Origin of the sequence: Pseudonocardia sp. HH130629-09, assembly GCF_001294645.1 — a bacterium.
In the GTDB taxonomy this organism is placed as follows: Bacteria; Actinomycetota; Actinomycetes; order Mycobacteriales; family Pseudonocardiaceae; genus Pseudonocardia.
The window spans coordinates 873,255-895,830 of the sequence record NZ_CP011868.1; the positions used below are offsets into that span (position 1 = coordinate 873,255).

Below are 22,576 nucleotides of genomic sequence, written 5' to 3' on the forward strand. Positions count from 1 at the left end.
ACAGTCCCCGCATGGCTAACGTCCGGTCCGACGGTCCGACGGTCCGACGGCCACGACGCCCGCGGCCCGCCGTACCGAGCAGCTGTTCCGCGTCGCCCTGGTCGTGAAGGGCATCGACGGGGCCGCGGAGCTGCTGGGCGCCGTCGCGCTGGTGCTGGTGTCGGGGGACTGGCTGCACCGGGTCGTCGCGCAGATCCTCGCCCGTGACCTGATCGGCCCGCCCGACGGCACCCTGGCCCGGCACCTGACCGAGGGCGTCGACCGCTTCGCCGGTGGGGACCGCACCTTCGTCGTCGTCTACCTCGGGTTGCACGGGGTGCTCAAGCTCGGCCTGGTCGCGGCGCTGCTGACCCGCTGGCGCCCCGCCTACCCGCCCGCGATGGCGATCCTGGCGGTGTTCGTCGTCTACGAGCTGGTCCACGCCTGGCACACGCACTCCATCGTGCTGCCGTTCCTCGCCGCGCTCGACATCGCGATCATCGTGATGGTCGTCCGGGAGTACCGGCTGCTCGGCCGGGAGGCCGACGGGTCAGGCGCCGGTCGCGACGGGTAGCCGCGCCAGGACGTCGCGGGCCGCCGCGCGACCGGCCCGGTCCGCGCCGATCGTGCTCGCCGAGGGGCCGTAGCCGACCAGGTGCACCCGGGGGTCGGCGACGACGCCGGTGTCGAGCGGCTCGACCATGACGATCCCGCCGCCCGGCCCGCGCAGCCGCAGCGGCGCGAGGTGACCCAGCGCGGGACGCCAGCCGGTCGCCCACACCAGCACGTCCGCGGGCACGCGAGCGCCGTCGGACCACTCCACGCCGTCCGGCACGACCCGGGCGAACATCGGCCTGCGGACCAGCACACCGCTCGCGATCCCGGCCCGCACCTCCGGCGTGCGCGCCAGCCCGGTCACCCCGACGACACTGCGCGGGGGCAGCCCGGCCCGGACCCGCTCTTCGACCCGGGCGACCGCGGCGCGACCCTGCTCGGGCCCGAACGGCGTGTCGATCCACTCGGGCTCCCGGCGGGTGACCCAGGTCGTCGCGGCCGTGTACGGGGCGATCTCCAGGAGCAGCTGCACCGCGGTGATCCCGCCGCCGACCACGACGACCCGCTTCCCGGTCATCGTCTCCGGGCCCGGGTAGGTGCGGGCGTGCAGGCTCGTGCCGCGGAACGTCGCCAGGCCCGGGTAGGCGGGGACGAACGGGCGGGTCCAGGTGCCGGTGGCGTTGACCAGGTGGTCGGTGACCCAGGTGCCGCGGTCGGTCTCGACGGCCAGCGGCCCGGCGGTGTCGACGGCAGGCGGCCCGCCGGTGTCGACGGCCGGCGGCCCGCCGGTGCTGATGGCCGGCGGCCCGCCGGTGTCGGACACCCGGTGGACGTGCACCGGGCGCACGACCCGCAGGTCGAGCTCGCGTTCGATGCGCGCGAAGTAGGCCGGCACGGCGTCCCGCGCGGGCAGGTCGGGGTCGGCGCCGGGGTCGTCGAAGCCGGAGCGGATCCCGGCGACGTCGTGGATGCCGTTCACCGTGCGCATCCGCAGCGTCGGCCAGCGGTGCCGCCACGCGCCGCCGGGGCCGTCCTCGCCGTCGAGCACGACGAACCCGGGGCCCGGCTCCAGCCCGCCGCGCCGCAGCCCGGCCGCCGTCGACAGGCCCGCCTGGCCCGCGCCGATCACCACGACCCCGGTCCGCTCCATGCCCGCGTCAACGCCCCGGGCGCACGCGGTCATCCCGCGGTGATCGCCGGTGGTGGAGTGTCACGCCCGCCTCGCGGACGCTGCGCTCCACCACCGGCGATCACGGCTGCGCGGCGGCGCGGACCACGTCGGCGACGTCGGCGTTGGCGCCGCAGACCACCAGGGCGAGCCGGGCGTCCGGGTGCCGCTCGACGATCCGGCGGGCGGCCGGGACCAGACAGCCCGCGGCCGGCTCGGCCCAGATCCCGGCGTGTTCGGCGAGGGCGAGGGTGCCGCGGACGGCCTCGGCGTCGTCGACGACGAGGACCTCGTGCACCAGCGCGCGGGCGTGGTCGTAGGTCAGCTGCGACACCGACGGCGCCGAGAGTGTGGTGATCGCGGACGTGATCGTCACCGGGGTCGGGCCGCCGGCGGCCAGCGCCGTCGACATCGACTCCGCGCCGACGGTCTCCACCCCCCAGACCCGGGCGCGGTGCAGCAACGCGCGGACCGCGACCGCGATCCCGGAGACCAGCGCCCCACCGCCGACGGAGACGAGCACGTCGGTCGGCGGCTGCCCCAGGGCGACCGCGTCGTGGGCCAGCTCCAGCCCCACGGTGCCCTGCGCGGCGACGATCACCGGGTCGTCGAACGGGTGCACCAGCGTCCGCCCGGCCCGCTGCAGCTCCCCGGCCAGCGCGAATGCGGCCGCGATGTCCGGGGTGAGCCGCACGTCGGCCCCGGCCGCGCGGGCCGCGGTCACCGAGCGGGCCGGCGCGTTCTCCGGCATCACGACGACGGCGTCGACCCCGGCCGCACCCGCGACCTCGGCGACGGCGAGCCCGTGGTTCCCGCCGGAGACGGCGACGATCCCGGCGGCGCGTTCGTCGCCGGTCAGCGACGCGAGCTTGGCCAGCACCCCGCGCGGCTTGAACGACCCGGCCCGCTGCAGGTGCTCCAGCTTGAGCAGCACCGGGGCGCCGAGGGCCGTGGACAGCCCGGGGGAGGGGACGGTCGGGGTGCGCACCACGCCCCCGGCGATCCGCTCCGCCGCCGTCTCGATGTCTGCGATGCTCACCTGGTCCGCCACCGCCGCAACGTAACCCCGGCCCCTCGGCCCGGTCAGGTGCGGGGGCGGAAGCGGTCGGCGAGCTGCGGGTCGTCCTGCCACCACAGCCGGGACGGGGCGGGCTCCGCGGCGGGTCGGACCCGGTGGCCTCGGCGGCGCGGGTCCGTGCGGCGCCGAGCTCGGCGTCGGTCGCGCGGGCCCGGCGTGCGTCCTCCCGGGAGAACAGCCACAGCACGACCCCGAGGAACGGCAGCCCGACCACGTCGCCGCCGATCCACAGCAACCCGGCGCCGAGCACCTGGTCGGTGTGCAGGTCCGGCCCCCGCCGCGGTGCAGCCCCAGGTAGAACGCCGCACACCACGAGACCGCTCCGACGGCACCGGGCACGACGCCGTCGCGCAGGGTCGCGACGTAGAGCGGGGTGAGATACAGGACCATCAGGGGCGCGACGAGCAGCACGGTCGCCGCGAACGGGCCGGTCAGCAGCCGTGCGGCCCGGGAGCACAGCACCCGGCGCCAGGCCGGCCGCCGCTCCCGGGGCACGCTCGCCGCCAGCAGCGTCAGCGGCGCGCCGAGCGCGAGCAGCATCGGCACCACCATGAGCAGCAGCAGGTTCTGCACGGCGCGCACCCAGAACAGCGTGTCGTCGTACACCCCGACGAACGACGACCCGGCCAGCACGGTGACGACCGGCCCGGCGCCGAACGCGACGGCACGGCCCGGGATCACCCCGGGCGGGACCGGGCGGCGACCCCGCGTAGCCCACCGCCGCCGCGGCGGTCGTCCCGAGCAGCAGGGGCGCGAACCGCCACGTCGTGAACAGCCGGAGCGCCGTCAGGGGCGGCAGCAGCGCCGCGGCCGTCACCGTGGGATCGCGGGGGAGCGGGTCACGGCGCCATCCTGCGCCGACCCGGCTGCCGGCGAAAGGGACGGTGGGCGGGTCGGTACGCATGCGTCGAACCCGCCCGGGATCCGTTCGGCGACGTTCGCCCGGGTCGTCCCGTGCGCCGGTGCCCACGGGCCGTCGTGCCCGGGGCTCAGCCCATCGTCCGGGCGCCGTCGATCGCCTCGCGGATGATGTCGGCGTGGCCCGCGTGCTGGCTGATCTCGGCGAGCACGTGGATCGCGACCCGGCGCACCGACCAGGAGGTGTTCGGCTCGAACCAGGGGGCGACGGGCAGGGCGTGTGCGCTGTCCAGGTCCGCGGTGCGCAGGACCTCCTCGGTGCGTGCGGCGACCTGCTCGACCCGGGCCCGCAGGTGCTCCAGGGTCTCGTGGTCGGCCAGGACGAACCGGGTGTCCACCCACTGTTCGCCGGATGCGGACCAGTCGCCGCCGTTGGCGTCGGCCTCGGCGTCGACGGCGTCCCAGTCGACGGAGTCGTTGTAGACCTCGACCTCGCCGAACGCGCCGGCGCCCTCGACGGCGAAGCGGAACCACTGCTCCTCGGTGTCCGCGACGTGCTTGAGCAGCGAGGCGGTCGTCAGCGCGCTGACCGTGCTGCGGGTGCGCGCCTGCTGCTCGGTCAGGCCGTCGGCGGTCTGCAGGAGGAAGCCGCGGTGGCGCTCCAGGGTGGTGATCAGCTCGGCACGTTCGCCGGTCAGGGCCTTCTTCTCGTCGGTGGCGTTCATCCGGGGCCGCCTCTCGGGTCCGCGGACCGGGGTCGTCCCGGTCCGACGGGAACGACGATAGGACCGATCGCGGACAGGTCCGGTCCTCGATGAGGGGCCGTCCGTGGCGATCAGTCCGCCAGGTCGCGCAGCGCGGTCTCCCAGCGTTCGCGGCGGGCGTCGTCGTCGAGGTCCCACCAGGGGGTGCTGCGCTCGCCGAGTCCGCGCTTGGCGGCGGACACCCGCGTCCTGGCGGCGGCGACGCGCTCGTCGTCGCCCTTCCGCCGCCCCGCTCCGATCTCGGCGCGGGCCTTCCCGAGGTGCTGCTGCAGCGCGGACCGGACGTCGTCCGGGATCGCCGGGTCGGTCGCGCGCCACCGGCGGCCCCGGACGACGAGGTAGCGCCCGTCCGGGGTCCGCTCGGGTCCGCTCACGCGAGGACGGCGGTGCTCAGCCGACGACCGGGACCACGTCCGGCGCGCCGAGGCGGGCGGCGTCGGCGGTGGCGTCGTCGGGCATCTTCTGGCTCTCCCGCTCGGCCTCGACCCGCTTGACGTAGTGGTCGACCTCGCGGGCGATCTGCTCGTCGTTCCAGCCCAGGACCGGGGCGACCAGCTTCGCGGTCTCCTCGGCGGCACCCACGCCCCGGTCGAACGTCTCGATCGAGATCCGGGTGCGGCGGGCCAGGATGTCCTCCAGGTGCCGCGCGCCCTCGTGCGAGGCGCCGTAGACGACCTCGGCGCGCAGGTAGTCCTCCGCGCCGGTGAGCGGCTCGGCGAGTGTCGGGTCGGCGATGAGGAGGTCGAGGACCTCGTCGATCAGCGAGCCGTACCGGCCGAGCAGGTGCTCGATCCGCACCGGGTGCAGACCGCTGCGCGCGGCCAGCTGGTGGGTGGAGTTGCGCAGCGCGGTGAAGCCCTCGGCGCCGAGCAGCGGGATCTTCTCGGTGCAGGAGGCGGGCACCTTCGCGTCGAGCGAGTGCACGGCCGCGTCGACGGCGTCCTTGGCCATCACACGATAGGTCGTGTACTTGCCCCCGGCCACGACGACCAGCCCGGGCACCGGGGTGGCGACGGCGTGCTCGCGGGACAGCTTCGAGGTCGCCTCGGACTCGCCGTGCAGCAGCGGGCGCAGACCGGCGTAGACGCCCTCGACGTCCTCGTGGGTCAGCGGCTGCTCCAGCACCTCGTTGACGTGCGCGAGCAGGTACTCGATGTCGGCTGCGCTCGCCGCCGGGTGCGCCTTGTCCAGGTCCCAGTCGGTGTCGGTGGTGCCGATGATCCAGTGCCGGCCCCACGGGATGACGAACAGCACCGACTTCTCGGTGCGCAGGATCAGCCCGGCGTCACCACGGATCCGGTCCCGCGGGACGACCAGGTGGATGCCCTTGGACGCGCGCACCTTGAACTGGCCGCGCTCGCCGGCGAGGCCCTGGGTGTCGTCGGTCCACACCCCGGTGGCGTTGATGACCTCCTTGGCTCGGACGTCGAACCGGTCGCCGGACTCCAGGTCCTGCACGGTCGCGCCGATCACGCGGCCGGAGTCCTTCAGCAGCCCGACGACGCGGGCCCGGGTCGCCACGTGCGCGCCGTAGGCGGCCGCGGTGCGGGCGATCTCCATGGTGTGGCGGGCGTCGTCGACCTGGGCGTCGTAGTACTCCAGGGCCCCGACCAGGGCGTCCTTGCGCAGCGACGGCACGACCTTGCGGGCGCCGCGACGGGTCAGGTGCCGGTGGTGCGGCAGGCCGCGGGCCCGGCCCGACAGCAGCCCGAGCGAGTCGTAGAGCGCGACGCCGGCACCGGCGTAGAAGCGCTCCCACACGTGGTGCTTGAGCGGGTAGACGAACGGCACCGGGCGGACGAGGTGCGGCGCGAGGGTCTGGATCAGCAGGCCCCGTTCCTGCAGGGCCTCGGCCACCAGGCGGAAGTCGAGCATCTCCAGGTAGCGCAGGCCGCCGTGGATGAGCTTGGAGGAACGGCTCGACGTGCCGGACGCGAAGTCGCGGGCCTCGACCAGTCCGGTCGTCAGACCGCGGGTGGCCGCGTCGAGGGCTGCGCCCGTGCCGACGACGCCACCGCCGACGACGAGCACGTCCAGTTCGCGGTCGCCCATCGCCTGCAGCGCCGTGGTACGGGTCTCCGGGGAGAGCGCCACCGATTTCATGATCAGACCTTCCTGAGTGGTTCCTGCTCGCGGTTGTCCCGCCGGGGGAGTACCCGGTGAACACCCGTCCGATCGCGGGTGTGCCCGGTGTCGCCCCCACGTGTGGTGAGGGCGACACCGGGCGGGGGGTCCTACTCGACGTCGACCCAGTCCAGGGTCCGCTCGACGGCCTTCTTCCAGCGGCCGTGGCCCTCGTCGCGCTGCTCCTGCGACCAGGCGGGCTCCCAGCGCCGGGCCTCGTTCCAGTTCTCCCGCAGCTCGTCGGTGTTCTTCCAGAACCCGACGGCCAGCCCGGCCGCATACGCCGCACCGAGCGCGGTGGTCTCGGCGACGACCGGCCGCGAGACCGGCACGCCCAGCACGTCGGCCTGGATCTGCATGCACAGCTCGTTCTGGGTGACGCCGCCGTCGACCTTGAGCGTCTCCAGGGTCACCCCGGAGTCCTTCGTCATGGCGTCGCTGACGTCGCGGGACTGGTAGCAGATCGCCTCCAGCGTGGCCCGGGCCAGGTGCGCGTTGGTGTTGAACCGGGACAGGCCGACGATCGCGCCGCGGGCGTCGGAACGCCAGTACGGCGCGAACAGGCCGGAGAACGCGGGCACGAAGTACACGCCCCCGTTGTCGGAGACCTGGCGGGCCAGCGACTCCGACTGCGAGGCCCCGGAGATGATGCCGAGCTGGTCGCGCAGCCACTGCACGGCCGAGCCGGTGACCGCGATGGAGCCCTCCAGCGCGTAGACCGGACGTTCGCCCTCGAACTGGTAGCACATCGTGGTGAGCAGGCCGGACTCCGAGCGGACCAGCTCGGTGCCGGTGTTGAGCAGCATGAAGTTGCCGGTGCCGTAGGTGTTCTTGGCCTCGCCGGGGGCGAAGCAGACCTGGCCGACGGTCGCCGCCTGCTGGTCGCCGAGGTCACCGGTGATGGGGACCTCGCCGCCGAGCGGGCCGTTCGCCAGGGTCTTGCCGAACGCGGTCGCCGACGACGACGGCTTGATCTCCGGCAGCATCTGCCGCGGGATGCCGAAGAAGCCGAGCAGCTCGTCGTCCCAGTCGAGGGTCTCGAGGTCCATCAGCATGGTCCGGCTGGCGTTGGTCACGTCGGTGACGTGCAGTCCGCCGTTCGCGCCACCGGTGAGGTTCCAGATGCCCCAGGTGTCGGTGTTGCCGAAGACCGCGTCGCCGTTCTCCGCGGCCTCGCGGACGCCGTCGACGTTCTCCAGGATCCACTGGATCTTGCCGCCGGAGAAGTAGGTGGCGGGCGGGAGGCCTGCCTTGCGACGGATGACGTCGCCCCGGCCGTCGCGGTCGAGCGCGGTCGCGATCCGGTCGGTGCGGGTGTCCTGCCAGACGATCGCGTTGTAGTACGGGCGCCCGGTGCGCCGGTTCCACACGACGGTGGTCTCACGCTGGTTGGTGACGCCCAGCGCGACCAGGTCGGACGCGGTCAGGCCGGTCTTGGTGAGCGCCTGCTGGAGACAGGTGTTGGTGCGCTCGATGATCTCGATCGGGTCGTGCTCGACCCAGCCGGCCTGCGGCAGGATCTGCTCGTGCTCCAGCTGGTGGCGTCCCACCTCGTTGCCGCCGTGATCGAAGATCATGAAACGGCTGGAGGTGGTGCCCTGGTCGACGGCGCCGACGAACTCGGCCATGAGTTCTCCTGTGTGTCTCGAGCGGGTGGATCGGGGATGGGAGCGGCGGGTGCGCTCAGCGCATGTCGCCGACCTCCTGCGGAGCGTCCTCGACGGGGATGTAGCGGTCGATCAGCAGCTTGAACAGGCCGCCGCCGACGAGAGCACCGACCACCGGCGCGACGATCGGCAGCCACCAGTAGGGCGTGCCGTCGCTCGTCACCCAGGCGGTGTCGTAGCCGGTGATCCAGGAGGCCAGCCGCGGCCCGAAGTCGCGGGCCGGGTTGATGGCGTAGCCGGCGTTCGCACCCCAGGCCATGCCGATGCCCACCACCAGGATGCCGATCATGAACGGGGCCATGTTGGCCAGCGGGCCCTTGTTGCGCGGGTGGACCAGCGCGAAGATCACGAACGCCAGGATCGCGGTGCCGACGACCTGGTCGAAGAATGCCGTCGTGATCGTCGTCGGGGTGCCCGGCGAGGTCGAGAAGATGCCCTGGGTCTCGGTCAGGTTCGGGTCGACCGAGCGGATGAAGTCCGCGTAGACGAACCGGACGATCAGCGCTGCGACGAACGCGCCGAGGGTCTGGGCCACGACGAACGGGGCGACCTTGCGCCACGGGAAGCCCTCGTACACGGCGAAGGCCAGCGTGACGGCCGGGTTGAGGTGTGCACCGGAGATCCGGCCGGCGACGTAGACGCCGAGCATGACGCCGAAGCCCCAGGCCCAGGCGATCGAGTCGTGCCCGCCGTTGCTGCCGTCGGGCGTGGTCACGACCTGCGCGACGACGCCGACGCCGAACAGGATCAGGATCATCGTCCCGGCGAACTCGGCACTCAGCTCGCCGAGCAGCGACGGCGCCTTCTCGGCGGTCGCCGGGTTCGCCCGTGTGGTCGTTGCCGCGGGTGCGGGATCGCCCGCGCTGTTCTCGGAGCTCGTCATCGAACCCCCTCCTGGTGAGTCCCCCTCACGGGACCGGGCGGCCCCGCCATGTGCTGCGCGACGCTAGGAGCGTGCGCGTCCGCGGGCAACGCGATCCGTTCGACGATGCCGAACGTTGCGGGTCGATCGGCCCATGATCGAGTCCGCCGGGCGCACGGACGGCCTACGATCGCTGCGTGGCACGGGCGATCCAGTCGGTGGAGCGGGCGGCGGCGCTGCTGCGGCTGCTCGGCGGCGCGGGGCGTCCGCTGGCGCTGGCCGAGCTGGCGGCGGCACTGGACCTGCCGCGCCCGACGGCGCACGGGCTGCTCCGCACCCTGCGGGAGGAGGGCCTGGTGGCGCAGGAGTCATCGGGCCGCTACCTGCTGGGCGAGGGGCTGGGGCGGCTGGGCACCCCGTGGGACCGGCACGACCTGCGCGCGCGGGCGATGAACTGGGCCGACGCGCTGGCGGCGGGCACCGGCTGCGCGGTCTACCTGGGCGTGCCCTCCGCCGACGGCGCCGGGGTCGATGTGGTGCACCACGTGTTCCGGCCCGACGACACGCCGCAGCGGTTGCGGACCAACACCACCCAGCCGTTGCACGCGACGGCGTGGGGACGGTGCCTGCTCGCGTTCGCGCCGGCGTCGGTGCGGGCGGTCGAGCCGCTGGCGGCCTGGACCCGGGCGACCGTGACCGATCCGGCGGCGCTGGCCCGCGAGATGACCGCGACGCGGCGGCGCGGCTGGGCGGCCGACGCCGGCGGCTGGGAGCCGGGCGTCGGCGGGCTCGCGGTGCCGGTGCGCAGCGGGGGCGGGCTGACCGTCGCGGCGCTGGGGGTCGGCGCCCCGGTGGAGGAGCTGTTCGCCGCCGACGGCCGCGCCCGGCCGGAGGTCGTCGTCGAGCTCGTCGCCGCGGCCGCCGAGATCGCCGACGGGCTGGAGGGGCTGACGTGAGCGGCCTGTCGTCGGGGGAGCGGGTGGTGGCCGCGATCGACCAGGGGACGACGTCGACGCGCTGCCTGCTGTTCACCCGCTCGGGCCGGATGGTCGCGGTCGCCCAGCGCGAGCACCGGCAGCACTTCCCGAGCCCGGGCCGCGCCGAGCACGACGCGTCGGAGATCTGGCGGGCGGTGACCCGGGTGGTGCCCGCGGCGCTGCGCCGGGCCGGGCTGGGCCCGGAGAACGTCGTCGCGCTCGGCATCGCCAACCAGCGCGAGACGACGGTGATCTGGAACCGGCGCACCGGGGTCCCGCTGGCGCGGGCGATCACCTGGCAGGACACCCGGACCACCGACATCGTCGCCGGGCTCGCCGCCGACACCGACGCCGCCCGCTGGGCCCGGATCAGCGGGCTCGGTCCGGCGACCTACTTCGCCGGACCGCGGCTGCAGTGGCTGCTCGACCACGTGCCGGGCGCGCGCGAGGGCGCGGAACGCGGTGAGGTCCTGTTCGGGACGATGGAGTCCTGGCTGATCTGGAACCTCACCGGCGGCCCCGACGGCGGCGTGCACGTCACCGACGTCACCAACGCCAGCCGCACGATGCTGATGGACCTGCGCACGCTGGAGTGGTCCGACGCGCTGTGCTCGGCGTTGCGGGTGCCGCGGGGCATGCTGCCGACCATCGTGCCGAACGCCCGCGTCTACGGCCGGTGCGCGGGCCTGCTGGACGGGGTGCCGGTGGCCGGTGCGCTCGGCGACCAGCAGGCAGCGCTGGTCGGCCAGACCTGCTTCGCACCCGGCGAGGCGAAGTGCATCTACGGGACGGGCGCGTTCCTGCTGAAGAACACCGGCTCGCGGATCCCGGGCTCCGAGGCGGGGCTGATCCCGACCGTCGGGTACCTGTTCGGTGACCACCCGGTCTACGCGCTCGAGGGCTCCATCGCGATGACCGGCTCGCTGGTGCAGTGGTTCCGCGACGCGCTGGGCATGATCTCCACGGCGGCCCGGATCGAGACGCTCGCACTGACCGTCCCGGACAACGGCGGCTGCTACGTCGTCCCCGCCTTCTCCGGGCTCTACGCCCCGCACTGGTACCCCGACGCCCGTGGCGTGATCGTCGGCCTGACCTCCTACATCCACCGCGGACACCTCGCCCGCGCGGTGCTGGAGGCGACCGCGTGGCAGACCCGCGAGGTGCTCGACGCGATGAACGCCGACTCCGGCCTGCCCGTCACCCGCCTGAAGGTCGACGGCGGCATGACCGCGAACCACCTGCTCATGCAGTGCGTCGCCGACGTCCTGGACCTCACGGTGGAACGTCCCCTGGGCTCGGAGGCGGTGTCGCTCGGCGCGGCCTACGCCGCCGGCCTGGCCGTCGGCTACTGGCCGGACCCGGAGGTGCTGCGCCGCAACTGGCACCGGGCGGCCGCCTGGGAGCCGACGATGGACCCCGGCCTGCGCCGCCGCGAGCACGACAACTGGCGCCGCGCGGTGCAGCGGAGCACGGGGTGGGCGCGGTCGGACTGAGCCGCCACGGTCTGGAGCCCCGGTGTCGTCCCCCCGGGTGTAGTGCCCCGGGTGTCGTGAGCCCCGGTGTCGTGAGCCCCGGTGTCGTGAGACCGGGTGTCCTGCCTCCCGGTGCCGTGTCCCCCGTGCCGCGCGCCTCAGTGTTCCGCAGCCCGCTGCTGGTGCCGCCGTCGTCGGACCCGGTCCCGGTGCTCGCGGTCGCGCATCTCCTGGGTCCGGCGCACGGCGACGTCGAGGATCCGCCCGGCCACCGGCCGGAACCAGTCGACCCACTCCGCTGGGACGCCGGTCACCATCCGCCGGGCACCGGTGTCGGTGACGTCGTCCCAGAGGATCTCGTGGGCCCGGGTGGTCACCAGGACGAGCAGCCGGCGACCGTCGTCGGGATCCGGCTCGCGCTCGATCAGGTCGCGCTCCTCCAGCCGTGCGAGCAGGCGGGTCGTGCCCCCCCGTGGCGAGCCCGACGGTCTCCGCGACCTCGGCGCCGGTCATTGCACGGCGGGCGAGCAGCAGCTCGGCGAGCACCGTGTACTCGTGCACCGTCAGCCCGAAGCGCTCGGCGACGGAGCGGATCCGGTAGAAGCCGAGCAGCTCCGCCCGGGTGAGGAGCGGTCCGAGCGCCTCCGCGGTCTCGGCTCGCGTCCGCCGGGCCTCCTCCGGCCCGGTGGTGGGGCCGGGGCTCCCCGAAGGGGCCTCCGGCCCAACTCGCTTACCGGGTAAGCGACTTCGGCGGGCCTCCTCACCCGGAGGCGGGGTCGGCGGGGGCTCCGCGCCTGGCCGTTCAGTCCCGGACCCGGACCCGACCCCGGAACCGGACCCGACCCTGGTCCCGGCCCCGGCCCGTGACCGCCGTGGCCGCCGTGGCCGCGTGTGGCGCCCGGATCCAGTGGCGCCCCGCCGTGCGACGGCTCCGGGGACCTTGTTCCCCGAGTTCGCTTACCCGGTGAGCGAATTCGGGGAGCAGGGGTGTCCCTCAGGTCCCGGCCGGGTCCGTCGCCTGCCGTGGAGTGGTTCGTGTCGCGTTGCACGGGCGAAGCGGTAGCAGCCCGGTCGGTCCGCCGCGGCGGATTCCGCGTGAGCAGTTCGCGATCGTGGCGCCGATCAGCGGGTGAACGCCTCGGCGTCGGCCCGGACGGCGTGACGTGCGCTCAGCGCCCCTGCCGCGGGGTGATGACCCAGGTCCGGTCGCCCGTGAGCTCGCGCAGCTGCGCGACCCGGGCGACGACGTTGCGCAGCTCGACGTAGAGCGGCGAGAGCAGCAGGTACCCCAGGAACCAGCCGGGCCGGCGCAGCTCCGGCGGCGCCGCCCGCCAGGCGAGCAATGTCTGGCCCGGGCCGACGGCGAGGGTGTAGACTGTCGTCGCGAGCAGCAGCGGCACGACGTTGCCGGGGCCGTGGTGGTGCAGGCCGAACGCCAGCACCGGCACCATCGCCAGGGTCACCCACGGGCACAGCTCCCGCCAGCCCAGCAGGAACAGCAGCCCGAGCCGGGCGCGTCCGGGCAGCCCACGGGTGCGCAGCGCGGTGCGCAGGTGCCGGCGCGAGACCTGGAACCAGCCCTGTGCCCAGCGCAGCCGCTGGTGCCACCAGGCGCGCACGGTCAGCGGGGCGAGCTCGCGCGAGAGCAGGCCCGGGTCGACGACGCAGCGCCGCCCGGCCAGCAGCGCGCGGACCGATGCGTCGATGTCCTCGGTCAGCATCTGTGCCTGCATCCGGGTCGCGCGCAACGCCTCGGTCCGCCAGTATCCGTTGGAGCCGCAGAACAGGCCGAACCCGAACAGCCCGGCCCGCCCGGGGTGGCTCACGCCGTAGATGCAGGTGAACTCCACCGAGACCGTCCGGGCGACCCAGGACGCCGTGCCGTTGCGGACGCTGCAGTGCCCCTGCACGACGTCGGCGCCGTGCGACAGCGCCCGCCAGGCCCGGCGCAGCGCGTCGGGTGCCGGGTGGTGGTCGGCGTCGAGGATGCCGGTGACCTCGCCGTCGGCGGCCCGCAGCGCCGCGTTGACGTTCTGTGCCTTCGTGGTCGAGTCCGCCACCTCGACGACGACCAGCCGCGGGTCGGCCGCGGCGAGGGTCCGCAGCTGCGCCTCCACCGGCTGCGGCCCGGGGGTGTTGTAGGCGACGACGACGGTCAGCGGACCGGGATAGTCCTGGGCCAGGGCGTGGGAGACGGTGTCGAGGATGGTCCCGGCCTCGTTCGGCAGGTACGCAGGGACGACCAGCACCGCGGGCGGCCACGGCGCGGCGGGCGCTGCCGGGGGACGGTACGGGCGCAGTGCGCGCAGGCCCTCCAGCCACACCGTCGTCGCCGTCATGACCAGTGCCGCGACGACGGCCAGGTACGCCGGCCTGGTCAGGTCGGTCCCGAGCCGCCGGGCCGCGTCCAGTACCAGCAGCGGGAGACCGACCCCGGCCGCGGTCGTCGCGAGGATCTGGACCGGGGTGCGGAGCAGGTCGCGCAGCCGTCGGCGGGCCACGGGCGCCGGCCGGTGCGCCGGGCGCCGGCCGCCGTCGGACGGGACCGGCGGAGCGGCCGGTCCGGCGGGGCCGGGCGCGGGGAGCGGCGGGTCGGCGGGCCGGTCGTCGAGGGGCGGGGGCATGGCGCGGCCACGCTAGCCGGGAGGCACTTTGCGTGATGATCACGTCACGCAGAGTGTGTCCGTGTGGGTGATCAGGCGATGCTCGGCATCCTCCGATCCCCCCGACTAGCGTCGCGGTCATGAACGACACCGCCGTCGCCGCCGGGCGCCTCGCCCGAGGGCTGGAACCATTGCACTCCCAGGTCTACTTCGCCGCCGAGGCCGAACCGGCCTACACCGCCGCGGGGCTGGGACCGGGCCGGATGAGCTACTTCGCCCCGCGGGCGGCGCCCATGGGCGCGGTCGGTCCGTCGGTGGTCACCGCGACGTTCTACAGCTTCTCCCCGCGGCTGGTCGCGAAGTCGGTCCCGCGGGCCTGGGAGCTGGCGTCCCCCTCGGATCTGCTCGACGTGCGGTTCGCCGTCGCCGACGCCTCGCTGCGCCGCACCCTGGGCGACGACGCCGTCGCCTCGCCCGAGATGGCCGAGGCCGCCGGGCTGGCCCGGACCGCGGCCGAGGCCGTCACCCCCGACGGGCGTCCGCTCGCCGCCGGGCACCTCGACGTGCCCTGGCCGACCGCGCCGCACCTGGTCCTCTGGCACGCGTTGTCGATCCTGCGCGAGCACCGCGGCGACGGGCACATCGCGTTGCTGGTCGAAACCGGGCTGTCCGGGCTGGAGGCCCTGGTCACCGCGACCGCGACGGGCACCGGGTTCACCGTGGCCTTCGCCCGCGGCAGCCGCGGCTGGTCGGCCGCCGAGTGGAACGCCGCGGTCGCCGGACTCGCCGACCGCGGCCTGCTGCAGCCGGCCGACACGGCCGGGGACGGCGCCGTCGAACCGGTCCTGACCGAGGAGGGCACGGCGCTGCGCAAGCGGATCGAGAACGACACCCACCACCTCGGCGCCGCGCCGTGGACGGCACTCGGCGCCGACGGGGCCGCGCGGCTCGGGGAGCTCGGCGGGGCGTTCGTCCGGACTGCTCTGGCGAACGGCGCGTTCCCCGCCGAGGGGGTCTTCGCGGCGCGTCCGAAGGGCTGATCGTCGTCCGCGCCCGGACTCAGGGCGGGCGCGTGTCCTGACTGCCCGATATGGTGCGCTCCGCGACCGGCCGCCGTGGCCGGTGCGGTGACCTGCAGGAGGACCTCCGGTGCTCGAGATCAGCGGCCTCGAATGGGCCGTCACGATCGGCGTGATCGTCGCGCTGCTCGCGTTGGACCTCGTCCTGGGCTGGCTGCGGCCGCACCGGGTGGGATTCACCGAGGCCACCGCGTGGTCGGTGTTCTACATCGCGATCGCGATCGTGTTCGGGCTGGTGTTCGCGACGATGCACGGCTGGGACTTCGGCACCCAGTACTTCACCGGCTACATCGTCGAGAAGAGCCTGTCGGTCGACAACCTGTTCGTCTTCGTCGTGATCATGACGACGTTCGCGGTCCCGGAGGAGCACCAGCACAAGGTGCTGACCTTCGGCATCGTGCTCGCCCTGATCATGCGTGCGATCTTCATCGCGGTCGGGGCGACGCTGCTCAACCTGTTCTCGTTCATGTTCCTGGTCTTCGGTCTGCTGCTCCTGTGGACCGCGGTGCAGCTCTACCGGCACAAGGACGAGGACCCCGACATCGAGGACAACATGGTCGTGAAGGGCGCGCGCAAGCTCTTCCCGGTCACCGAGGAGTACCACGGCGGGAAGCTGTTCACCCGGGACAACGGCCGCCGGGTCGCGACCCCGATGTTCATCGTGCTGGTCTCGATCGGCGGCATCGACCTGCTGTTCGCGCTGGACTCGATCCCCGCGGTGTTCGGGGTGACGCAGGAGGCGTTCATCGTCTTCACCGCCAACGCCTTCGCGCTGCTCGGTCTGCGGGCGTTGTTCTTCCTGGTCAAGGGTCTGCTGGACCGGCTGGTCTATCTGTCGGCCGGGCTCGCGGTCATCCTCGCGTTCATCGGCGTGAAGCTGATCCTGCACTGGCTGCACGTCGACATCTCGCCGGCCGTACCCGAGATCCCGACCATGGTCAGCCTCGTCGTGATCCTGGGGATCCTCGCGATCGTCACCGTCGCCAGCCTGATCAAGACCAAGGGCGACCCGACGGCGACCGCGCACGCCGGGTCGCTGCGGGCCCGCAAGGAGCGCCCCGAGCAGCGCGACTGAGCCGGTCCGGCCGGCCCGGCGCTCAGCCGGGCAGGCCGGGCCCGCCGAGCGGGGTGACCTCGATGTAGTCCGGCGGAGCGGTGAGCAGCGCCAGCACGTCGCCGAGCCCGCTCTCGCCGATGTCGCGGCTCAGCGCGGCCTCCGACGACGCGGCGTCGGACCACATCTCGGTGACCCAGACGACGTCGGGCTCGTCGGGGGTGGCGTTCACGACGTAGGCGAGACAGCCGGGCTGGGCGGCCATGTCGTCGGCGACCCGCAGCAGCGCGCCCGCCAGCTCGGTCCCCCGCCCCTCCAGGGCCACCATCCGCACGTACCGGCCGACCCGCTCGCTCGTGTCCACGGCGGCGACCGTAGACGGCCGGTCCGGGCCCCCGGGGGTCGGGGCGGGCCGCTGCCCATCCAGGACAGGACCCGACCGCGATCGGCGGCACACTGGTCGTCGTGATGGGGACATCGGCGCGGCTGCTGCGCCTGCTCGGGCTGCTGCAGGTGCCGCGCGACTGGACGGGGCCGGCCCTGGCCGAGCGCCTGGAGGTCGACGTGCGCACCGTCCGCCGCGACGTCGACAAGCTCCGCACCCTCGGGTACCCGGTCCACTCCACACCCGGGGTGACCGGTGGCTACCGGCTCGGCGCCGGGGCCGCGCTGCCACCCCTGCTGCTCGACGACGACGAGGCCGTCGCCGTCGCGGTGGGGCTGCGGACCGCCGCGGGCGGGTCGGTCTCGGGCATCGAGGAGACCTCGGTCCGGGCCCTGGCCAAGCTGGAGCAGGTCCTGCCGAACCGGCTGCGCCGGCGCGTCGCCGCGCTGGGCACCGCGACCTCCACACTCGCCGCGCGCGGCCCGACCGTCGACGCGGACGTGCTGTCCGCGCTGGCCGCCGCCTGCCGTGACCACGAGGTCCTGCGGTTCGACTACGTCGCGGGTGACGGGACCGAGACCCGCCGCGTCGCCGAGCCGGAAGGGCTCGTGCACACCGGGCGCCGCTGGTACCTCGTCGCCTGGGACACCGGCCGCGACGACCGCCGCACCTTCCGGGTGGACCGGATGCGCCCGAAGCTGCCCGCCGGGCCCCGCTTCGTCCCGCGACCGGAACCGGAGGGCGGGATCGCCGCGTTCGCCCAGCGGGGCATCTCCTCCGGCGCCTACCCGCACCGGGCACGGATCGTGTTCCACGCCCCGGCGGAGCGGATCGCCGAGCACGTCACCCCGGCGTCGGGGATCGTGACCGACCTGGGCGGGGACCGCTGCGAGCTCGCGGCCGGGGCCTGGACCCTGGAGTCGCTGGCGGTGTGGCTGTGCTTCTTCGGCGTCGACTTCGAGGTGGTCGAGCCGGTCGAGCTGGTCGAGCACCTCGACGCGGTCGCCGCCCGCCTCGGCCGGGCCGCGGACCACGCGCGTACGGGCGGCGTGGGCTGACCCGGTGCCCGCGCCGAAGCGGGGGCCGGGGTGTCCCCGGAGCGGCGGGGCGGGCCCGCTCAGAGCAGCGCGCGGACCGCGCCCACGGGCGTGCCGTGGCCGAGCACATCGGTCCGGGTCGCCCCGGTGAGCGCGGCCGACCCGGCGCCGAGGGACTCCAGCACCGCGCGGGCGACGACCGGCAGCGGCCGCGGCGACCCGTCCAGCACGGTGACGGCGAACGCCCGCCCGTCGGGCAGCGCCGCGGCCAGCACGCCCTCGGCGCCGTCCTTGGCGACCAGGCCCGGCACCGCGCCGGCGAGCCGGGTCACCGGCCGGTCCGTGCCGCCGACCCACCACGGGTGCGCGCGGACCGCGGCCCCCACCCGCCCCTCGACGGTGTCCGGGGCGGCCGTCGCCAGCGTCGCGAAGGCCCGGGCCAGCCCGGCCGGAGTGCTGCCGAACAGCGGCGCGCCGCAGCCGTCGACGGTGGTGACCCCAACCGGCACCCCGGTCAGCTCGGCGACGGTGTCCCGGACCAGCCGCTGCAGCGGGTGCGCGGGATCGCGGTAGCCGGCCGTCGGCCAGCCCGCGGCCACACAGGCGGCGAGCATCCCGGCGTGCTTGCCCGAGCAGTTCTGCAGCACCGGCGACGGCGCCGTCCCCGCCGCGCGGGCGTCCGCGGCGGCGGCCGCCCCCAGCGGCAGGTCCGGGGTGTTGTCCAGGTCGGTCTCGTCGAGACCGGCGCCGGCGAGGATGCGCCGCACGCCGTCGACGTGGCCGGGCTCGCCGGAGTGTGAGGCGCAGGCCAGCGCGAGCAGCTCTCCGTCGAGGTCCAGCCCGGCCTTCAACATCGCGACCGCCTGCACCGGCTTGAGCGCCGAGCGCGGCAGGAACACCACGTCCGGGTCGCCGCAGCCGGTCACGGTGCCGTCGGGGTGGTGCACCGCCACGGTGCCCAGGTGCACCGACTCGACGGTGCCCTGCCGCTCGACGACGGCCAGCGGGACGGCGGCGGCGAGGACGGGCGGGACGACCATGTCAGCTCGCCGAGCGCCTGTCCTGCCCGCCGAGGGCGTTGAACTGGGGGAGCGGTCGCCGGCACAGGAAGGTGCGGGCGGGCGGCGGGTTGCGCCACTCGGTCGCGGTCTCCACGACCTCGTCGAAGTGGGTGTCGAGGAGGTCGCGCAGCACCCGCACCCGGTTCGGCAGCGCCATCCAGGTGATGATCATGCTCATCACCCCGCCCGGGGTCAGCCGGCGCGCGATCGTCCCCATGACCTGCAGGCGCAGGGTCTGCGGGAACACCGCCCACGGCAGGGTCGAGACGAACGCGTCGACCTCGGTGATGCCGGCCTCGTCGAGGATCCGGTCCAGGTCGGCGACGTCGCCCTGCACGACCTCCAGCCACGGCTTGTGCCGGCGCAGGTGGGCGACCAGCTCCTCGTCGATCTCGATCGCGAGGTAGCGCGCGTGCGGGCCGAGGCGCTCGCGGATCGGCTCGGCGAGCACGCCCGGCCCCGCCCCCAGCTCGACGACGATGCCGTTCGTGCCGCGCGGCACCACCCCGGCGAGCTGGCGGCACAGCCGCCGCCCGGTCAGGAACGGGGTCGCGAGCTGGTCCATCTTCGAGAACGAGCGCTTGAAGAAGACGGCGTGGTCGGGTCGGGCCATGCGCACCATCGTGGCGGCCGCGGGCTCCGCGGTCATGTCGGGGCGACCCGGGTCACTCCGCCGCGGCCGCGACGACCGTGTCTCCTGCCGTGTGTTCCTGCCGTGTGTTCTGCGGTGTCGGTCCTGTCAAGCACGACGGCGGGGGCTTTCGTACACGTTGGATCCACCGTATACAGAACGCATGGCATCGGATGACGCGCTGGTCGACGCCCTGCGTCGCGCGATCGTGGAGGGCGTGTACCCGCCCGGTCACCGGCTGGTGCAGGAGGAGCTCGCAGATCGCTACGGCGTGAGCCGCATCCCGCTGCGGGAGGCGCTGCGCACCCTGGTGGGGGAGGGGCTGCTGCGCAGCGAGCCCGGCCGCGGCACCTTCGTCACCGAGCTGGACCTGGCCGAGATCGACGAGATCTACGACCTGCGCCGGATGGTCGAGCCCAGCTTCGCCCCGCACGTCGCGGAACGGGTGTCGCGGCGCGACGTCGCCCGCTTCGACGGCATGGCCGGCGAGATGGACCGGGTCACCGACACCGGTGCCGCCACCTGGTCGCGCACCAACCTCGCGTTCCACCTGGACATGTACCGGCTCGCCGGGCTGCCGCTGCGCTACGAGCTGATCTCCCAGCTCTACCACCGCCTGGAGCCCTACTCCCGGTTCTACGTGCACGGCACCGGCGCCTACGACCGCGTGCAGGACGAGCACCGCGGGATGGTCCAGGCACTGGCCGACGGCGACGCCGACGAGCTCCGCCGTCTCGTGCTCGCCCACATCGACGGCGGCCAGGACGGCCTGCACGCGGCCTGGTCGGCCGACCGCGGCGAGCTGTCGGCGTTCTGGGCCGGACGGGACGCGCGGTGATCGCGCTGAACACCGACGTCGGGGAGGGCTTCGGCGCCTGGGTGCCGGACGACCGGCCGCTGCTCGACGTCGTCGACGCCGCCAACGTCGCCTGCGGCTTCCACGCCGGAGACCCGGACGTCATGCGCCGCACCTGCGACGACTGCGCGGCCCGCGGCGTGGCGGTCGGGGCCCACGTCTCCTACCGCGACCTCGCCGGGTTCGGGCGCCGCTTCGTCGACGTCGCCCGCGACACGCTGGTCAACGACGTCGTCTACCAGATCGGCGCGCTCTCGGTGTTCGCCGCGGCGGCCGGCACCCGGGTCGGGTACGTCAAGGCGCACGGCGCGCTCTACCACGCCACCGGCACCCACCCCGACCACGCCGACGCCCTCGTCGAGGCGGTCCGGCTCGTCGACCCGGGCCTGCTGTTGCTGTGCCTGCCCGGCACCGAGGTGTGGGAGCGTGCGCTCGCGGCCGGTCTCGGCCCGCGCGCCGAGGCGTTCCTCGACCGCGGCTACACCGCGGCCGGGGGCCTCGTCCCGCGCGGACGGCCCGGTGACCTGGTCCGCGATCCCGCCGAGGCCGCCGCCCGCGCCGTCTCGGTCGCCCGCGACGGGACGGTCACCGCCGTCGACGGGACCGTCGTCAGCGTCCGCCCGCCCGGCGGCGCGGTCGCCGCGCTGTGCGTGCACGGCGACACCCCCGGCGCCGACGCACTGGCCCGCGCCGCCCGCGACGCCCTGTCCGCCGCCGGGATCGGCTGCGGTGCGGCCCCGCTGGCCCCGCTCGCCGGGGCGGCCCGGTGACCGCGCCCGCCGTGCGCCGCGCCGGCGACCGGTCCTGGATCGTGGACTGCCTCCCCGGGACCGTTCGTGCGGTCGCCGACGGCGCCGCGACCGACGGCTGGGACGCCTGGGTGACCGACATCGTCCCGGCCGCGGCCACCGTGCTCGTCGTCGCGCGCCCCGGCACCCGGATGGCCGCGCTGCGCCGCCACCTGCGGACCCTTGCCACCGTCGCCGCCGCCACCACCGTCACCGACGCGGGGACCCCCGTCCCGCCTGCCCGGACGGTCGAGGTCGGCGTCCGCTACGACGGCGCCGACCTGCCCGCCGTCGCCGACCGGCTCGGGACCACCCCGGCCGAGGTCGCCCGGGCGCACGCCGCGGCGACCCACCAGGTCGGCTTCTTCGGCTTCGCCCCCGGTTTCGCCTACCTCGACGGCCTCCCCGACGCGCTGCGGCTGCCGCGGCTGTCCACCCCGCGGCCCCGGGTGGAGGCCGGTGTGGTCGCGATCGCCGGGAACCAGACCGTCGTGTACCCGGGTGGGACGCCCGGTGGCTGGCACCAGATCGGCACGACCACGGCGGTCCTCTGGGACGTCGACGCCACCCCGCCCAACCGGCTCGCGCTCGGCGATCACGTCCGCTTCGTGGAGGCGCCTGCATGACCGCGCTGCTCGACCCGCCCGCCCGCGCCGCCACCGTCCCGCCCGCCGCGGATCCCGGCCCCGGCCCGCGGCTGCGGGTGCTCGACGCCCGGCCGGGCGCCAGCGTGCAGGACCCGGGCCGCCCCGGGCTCGCGCATCTCGGCGTCACCGCGTCCGGGCCGGTCGACCGGGCCGCCTTCGCCACTGCGAACCGGCTGGTCGGCAACCGGCCCGGAGAAGCCGCCGTCGAGGTCACCCTGGGCGGTCTCGCGGTAGTCCTCGACGTGCCGCGCTGGGTCGCGGTCACCGGCGCCCCGGTCCCGGTCACCCTCGACGGCTGCCCGGTCGCCGACTCCCGCTGCGTGCGGGTCCCGGCCGGCGCGCGGCTGCGGCTCGGGATCCCGCCGCGCGGGCTGCGCAGCTACCTCGCCGTCGGCGGTGGGATCCGACCCGCCCCCGTGCTCGGGTCCCGCGCCCGGGACTCGCTGACCGGGCTCGGCCCGCCCGCCGTCGCCCCGGGCGTCGACCTGCCGCTCGGCCCCGTGCCGGGCGAGCCGCCCGCCGTGCCGGTCGAGCTCGCCGCGCCCCGGCTGCCCGGTCCCGCGACCCGGGTCCGGTTCCACTGGGGCCCCCGCGACGGCGTCCTCGGTCCTGCCGACCGCGCCCTGCTCCGGCGCGCGCCGTGGCGCGTCTCCGGGCACTGCGACCGGGTCGGCATCCGGCTCACCGGCGCCACCCTCGCCGTCGGCGACCGGTCGCTGCCCAGCGAGGGCGTGCCGCTCGGCGCCGTCCAGGTCCCGCCCTCGGGCGAGCCCATCCTGTTCCTCGCCGATCACCCCGTGACCGGCGGCTACCCGGTGGTCGGCGTCGTCGCCGACGCCGACATCGACCTCCTCGGCCAGCTCCGGCCCGGGGACCCCCTGCGTCTGGACGCCATCCCGTCCCGGCGCGACACCGAAGGATGAGAGGTACC

Annotated in this window: 22 protein-coding genes; 10 read left to right on the forward strand and 12 right to left on the reverse strand. The window is 75.0% G+C overall.

Annotated features, from left to right (window positions below):
- Positions 1 to 103 precede the first annotated feature (103 nt).
- Entirely contained in the window at positions 104 to 553 is a 450-nt protein-coding gene (locus tag XF36_RS04160) for a DUF2127 domain-containing protein (protein ID WP_238589120.1), read from the forward strand.
- Here XF36_RS04160 and XF36_RS04165 read toward each other — a convergent pair.
- The 7 genes from XF36_RS04165 to XF36_RS04195 all read right to left on the reverse strand — a co-directional run bounded on the left by XF36_RS04165 (position 530) and on the right by XF36_RS04195 (position 8,950).
- Positions 530 to 1,684 carry a flavin-containing monooxygenase gene (locus XF36_RS04165; protein WP_060710954.1) on the reverse strand — a complete coding sequence of 385 codons (1,155 nt, stop codon included), beginning with the start codon at positions 1,682 to 1,684 and terminating at the stop codon, positions 530 to 532. The genes XF36_RS04160 and XF36_RS04165 overlap by 24 nt on opposite strands.
- A 100-nt stretch (positions 1,685 to 1,784) precedes the next feature.
- Positions 1,785 to 3,461: a pyridoxal-phosphate dependent enzyme gene (locus XF36_RS32155; RefSeq protein ID WP_082375151.1), complete on the reverse strand. Its 1,677-nt coding sequence runs from the start codon at positions 3,459 to 3,461 to the stop codon at positions 1,785 to 1,787.
- Positions 3,462 to 3,769: 308 nt separating this feature from the next.
- A complete protein-coding gene (locus tag XF36_RS04175; protein WP_060710955.1) occupies positions 3,770 to 4,363 on the reverse strand; it encodes a DinB family protein in 594 nt (197 codons plus the stop codon).
- Positions 4,364 to 4,473: 110 nt separating this feature from the next.
- On the reverse strand, positions 4,474 to 4,776 hold the full coding sequence (locus tag XF36_RS04180; RefSeq protein ID WP_060710956.1) for a hypothetical protein: 303 nt from the start codon (positions 4,774 to 4,776) through the stop codon (positions 4,474 to 4,476).
- Positions 4,777 to 4,792: 16 nt separating this feature from the next.
- Positions 4,793 to 6,505, reverse strand: coding sequence for a glycerol-3-phosphate dehydrogenase/oxidase (locus XF36_RS04185; RefSeq protein ID WP_060710957.1), 1,713 nt, complete (start codon positions 6,503 to 6,505; stop codon positions 4,793 to 4,795).
- Positions 6,506 to 6,636: 131 nt separating this feature from the next.
- Entirely contained in the window at positions 6,637 to 8,154 is a 1,518-nt protein-coding gene (gene glpK, locus XF36_RS04190) for a glycerol kinase GlpK (protein ID WP_060710958.1), read from the reverse strand.
- Between the two features lie 55 nt (positions 8,155 to 8,209).
- Positions 8,210 to 8,950, reverse strand: coding sequence for an MIP/aquaporin family protein (locus XF36_RS04195; protein ID WP_238589277.1), 741 nt, complete (start codon positions 8,948 to 8,950; stop codon positions 8,210 to 8,212).
- A gap of 302 nt (positions 8,951 to 9,252) precedes the next feature.
- Here XF36_RS04195 and XF36_RS04200 point away from each other — a divergent pair, with 302 nt between their 5' ends.
- Together XF36_RS04200 and glpK (XF36_RS04205) are read left to right on the forward strand one after the other, a co-directional pair.
- The gene (locus tag XF36_RS04200) at positions 9,253 to 10,011 is read left to right on the forward strand and encodes an IclR family transcriptional regulator (RefSeq protein WP_060710959.1); all 759 of its coding nucleotides are present in this window, start codon (positions 9,253 to 9,255) and stop codon (positions 10,009 to 10,011) included.
- A complete protein-coding gene (gene glpK / locus XF36_RS04205; protein WP_082375153.1) occupies positions 10,008 to 11,525 on the forward strand; it encodes a glycerol kinase GlpK in 1,518 nt (505 codons plus the stop codon). Before XF36_RS04200 ends, glpK (XF36_RS04205) begins: the two co-directional genes overlap by 4 nt.
- Before the next feature lie 137 nt (positions 11,526 to 11,662).
- Here the strand turns inward: glpK (XF36_RS04205) and XF36_RS04210 are convergent, their stop codons facing one another.
- Positions 11,663 to 11,881: a hypothetical protein gene (locus XF36_RS04210; RefSeq protein WP_060710960.1), complete on the reverse strand. Its 219-nt coding sequence runs from the start codon at positions 11,879 to 11,881 to the stop codon at positions 11,663 to 11,665.
- Positions 11,882 to 12,673: 792 nt separating this feature from the next.
- Positions 12,674 to 14,128: a glycosyltransferase family 2 protein gene (locus tag XF36_RS04215; protein ID WP_060710961.1), complete on the reverse strand. Its 1,455-nt coding sequence runs from the start codon at positions 14,126 to 14,128 to the stop codon at positions 12,674 to 12,676.
- Between the two features lie 119 nt (positions 14,129 to 14,247).
- Here XF36_RS04215 and XF36_RS04220 point away from each other — a divergent pair, with 119 nt between their 5' ends.
- Both XF36_RS04220 and XF36_RS04225 read left to right on the forward strand, forming a co-directional pair.
- Complete coding sequence (locus XF36_RS04220) at positions 14,248 to 15,147, forward strand: SCO6745 family protein (protein WP_060710962.1); 900 nt, start codon at positions 14,248 to 14,250, stop codon at positions 15,145 to 15,147.
- A 109-nt stretch (positions 15,148 to 15,256) separates the two neighbouring features.
- The gene (locus XF36_RS04225; RefSeq protein WP_020623434.1) at positions 15,257 to 16,261 is read left to right on the forward strand and encodes a TerC family protein; all 1,005 of its coding nucleotides are present in this window, start codon (positions 15,257 to 15,259) and stop codon (positions 16,259 to 16,261) included.
- A gap of 22 nt (positions 16,262 to 16,283) precedes the next feature.
- On the opposite strand, the gene XF36_RS04230 is transcribed toward XF36_RS04225, so the two are convergent.
- A complete protein-coding gene (locus XF36_RS04230; protein ID WP_060710963.1) occupies positions 16,284 to 16,604 on the reverse strand; it encodes a putative quinol monooxygenase in 321 nt (106 codons plus the stop codon).
- 101 nt (positions 16,605 to 16,705) lie between these two features.
- Between XF36_RS04230 and XF36_RS04235 the strand changes: the two genes are divergently transcribed.
- Entirely contained in the window at positions 16,706 to 17,683 is a 978-nt protein-coding gene (locus tag XF36_RS04235) for a helix-turn-helix transcriptional regulator (RefSeq protein ID WP_060710964.1), read from the forward strand.
- Positions 17,684 to 17,742: 59 nt separating this feature from the next.
- Here the strand turns inward: XF36_RS04235 and XF36_RS04240 are convergent, their stop codons facing one another.
- The gene (locus tag XF36_RS04240) at positions 17,743 to 18,702 is read right to left on the reverse strand and encodes an asparaginase (RefSeq protein ID WP_060710965.1); all 960 of its coding nucleotides are present in this window, start codon (positions 18,700 to 18,702) and stop codon (positions 17,743 to 17,745) included.
- A gap of 1 nt (position 18,703) precedes the next feature.
- Complete coding sequence (locus XF36_RS04245; protein ID WP_168169455.1) at positions 18,704 to 19,336, reverse strand: class I SAM-dependent methyltransferase; 633 nt, start codon at positions 19,334 to 19,336, stop codon at positions 18,704 to 18,706.
- A gap of 181 nt (positions 19,337 to 19,517) precedes the next feature.
- On the opposite strand from XF36_RS04245, the gene XF36_RS31265 reads away from it, so the two are divergent.
- The 4 genes from XF36_RS31265 to XF36_RS04265 are packed head-to-tail and all read left to right on the forward strand — an operon-like array spanning position 19,518 to position 22,568.
- Positions 19,518 to 20,192 (forward strand): GntR family transcriptional regulator, encoded by a 675-nt coding sequence (locus tag XF36_RS31265; protein ID WP_060710967.1) that lies wholly within the window; start codon positions 19,518 to 19,520, stop codon positions 20,190 to 20,192.
- Positions 20,189 to 20,980: a 5-oxoprolinase subunit PxpA gene (locus XF36_RS04255; protein WP_349675534.1), complete on the forward strand. Its 792-nt coding sequence runs from the start codon at positions 20,189 to 20,191 to the stop codon at positions 20,978 to 20,980. The genes XF36_RS31265 and XF36_RS04255 overlap by 4 nt, the downstream gene beginning before the upstream one ends.
- Positions 20,977 to 21,624, forward strand: a complete 648-nt coding sequence (locus XF36_RS04260) for a 5-oxoprolinase subunit B family protein (protein WP_060710968.1) — start codon at positions 20,977 to 20,979, stop codon at positions 21,622 to 21,624. The genes XF36_RS04255 and XF36_RS04260 overlap by 4 nt, the downstream gene beginning before the upstream one ends.
- Positions 21,621 to 22,568, forward strand: coding sequence for a biotin-dependent carboxyltransferase family protein (locus XF36_RS04265; RefSeq protein WP_060710969.1), 948 nt, complete (start codon positions 21,621 to 21,623; stop codon positions 22,566 to 22,568). The genes XF36_RS04260 and XF36_RS04265 overlap by 4 nt, the downstream gene beginning before the upstream one ends.
- Positions 22,569 to 22,576 lie beyond the last annotated feature (8 nt).

Coding starts and splice junctions, on each gene's coding strand:
- glpK (WP_060710958.1), bottom strand. CDS start 8,154: ATGGCCGAGTTCGTCGGCGCCGTCGACCAGGGCACCACCTCCAGCCGT.
- XF36_RS04185 (WP_060710957.1), bottom strand. CDS start 6,505: ATGAAATCGGTGGCGCTCTCCCCGGAGACCCGTACCACGGCGCTGCAG.
- XF36_RS04175 (WP_060710955.1), bottom strand. CDS start 4,363: ATGAACGCCACCGACGAGAAGAAGGCCCTGACCGGCGAACGTGCCGAG.
- XF36_RS04245 (WP_168169455.1), bottom strand. CDS start 19,336: ATGGCCCGACCCGACCACGCCGTCTTCTTCAAGCGCTCGTTCTCGAAG.
- XF36_RS04265 (WP_060710969.1), top strand. CDS start 21,621: ATGACCGCGCTGCTCGACCCGCCCGCCCGCGCCGCCACCGTCCCGCCC.
- XF36_RS04220 (WP_060710962.1), top strand. CDS start 14,248: ATGAACGACACCGCCGTCGCCGCCGGGCGCCTCGCCCGAGGGCTGGAA.
- XF36_RS04240 (WP_060710965.1), bottom strand. CDS start 18,702: ATGGTCGTCCCGCCCGTCCTCGCCGCCGCCGTCCCGCTGGCCGTCGTC.
- XF36_RS04195 (WP_238589277.1), bottom strand. CDS start 8,950: ATGATCCTGATCCTGTTCGGCGTCGGCGTCGTCGCGCAGGTCGTGACC.
- XF36_RS04215 (WP_060710961.1), bottom strand. CDS start 14,128: ATGCCCCCGCCCCTCGACGACCGGCCCGCCGACCCGCCGCTCCCCGCG.
- XF36_RS04165 (WP_060710954.1), bottom strand. CDS start 1,684: ATGGAGCGGACCGGGGTCGTGGTGATCGGCGCGGGCCAGGCGGGCCTG.
- XF36_RS31265 (WP_060710967.1), top strand. CDS start 19,518: ATGGCATCGGATGACGCGCTGGTCGACGCCCTGCGTCGCGCGATCGTG.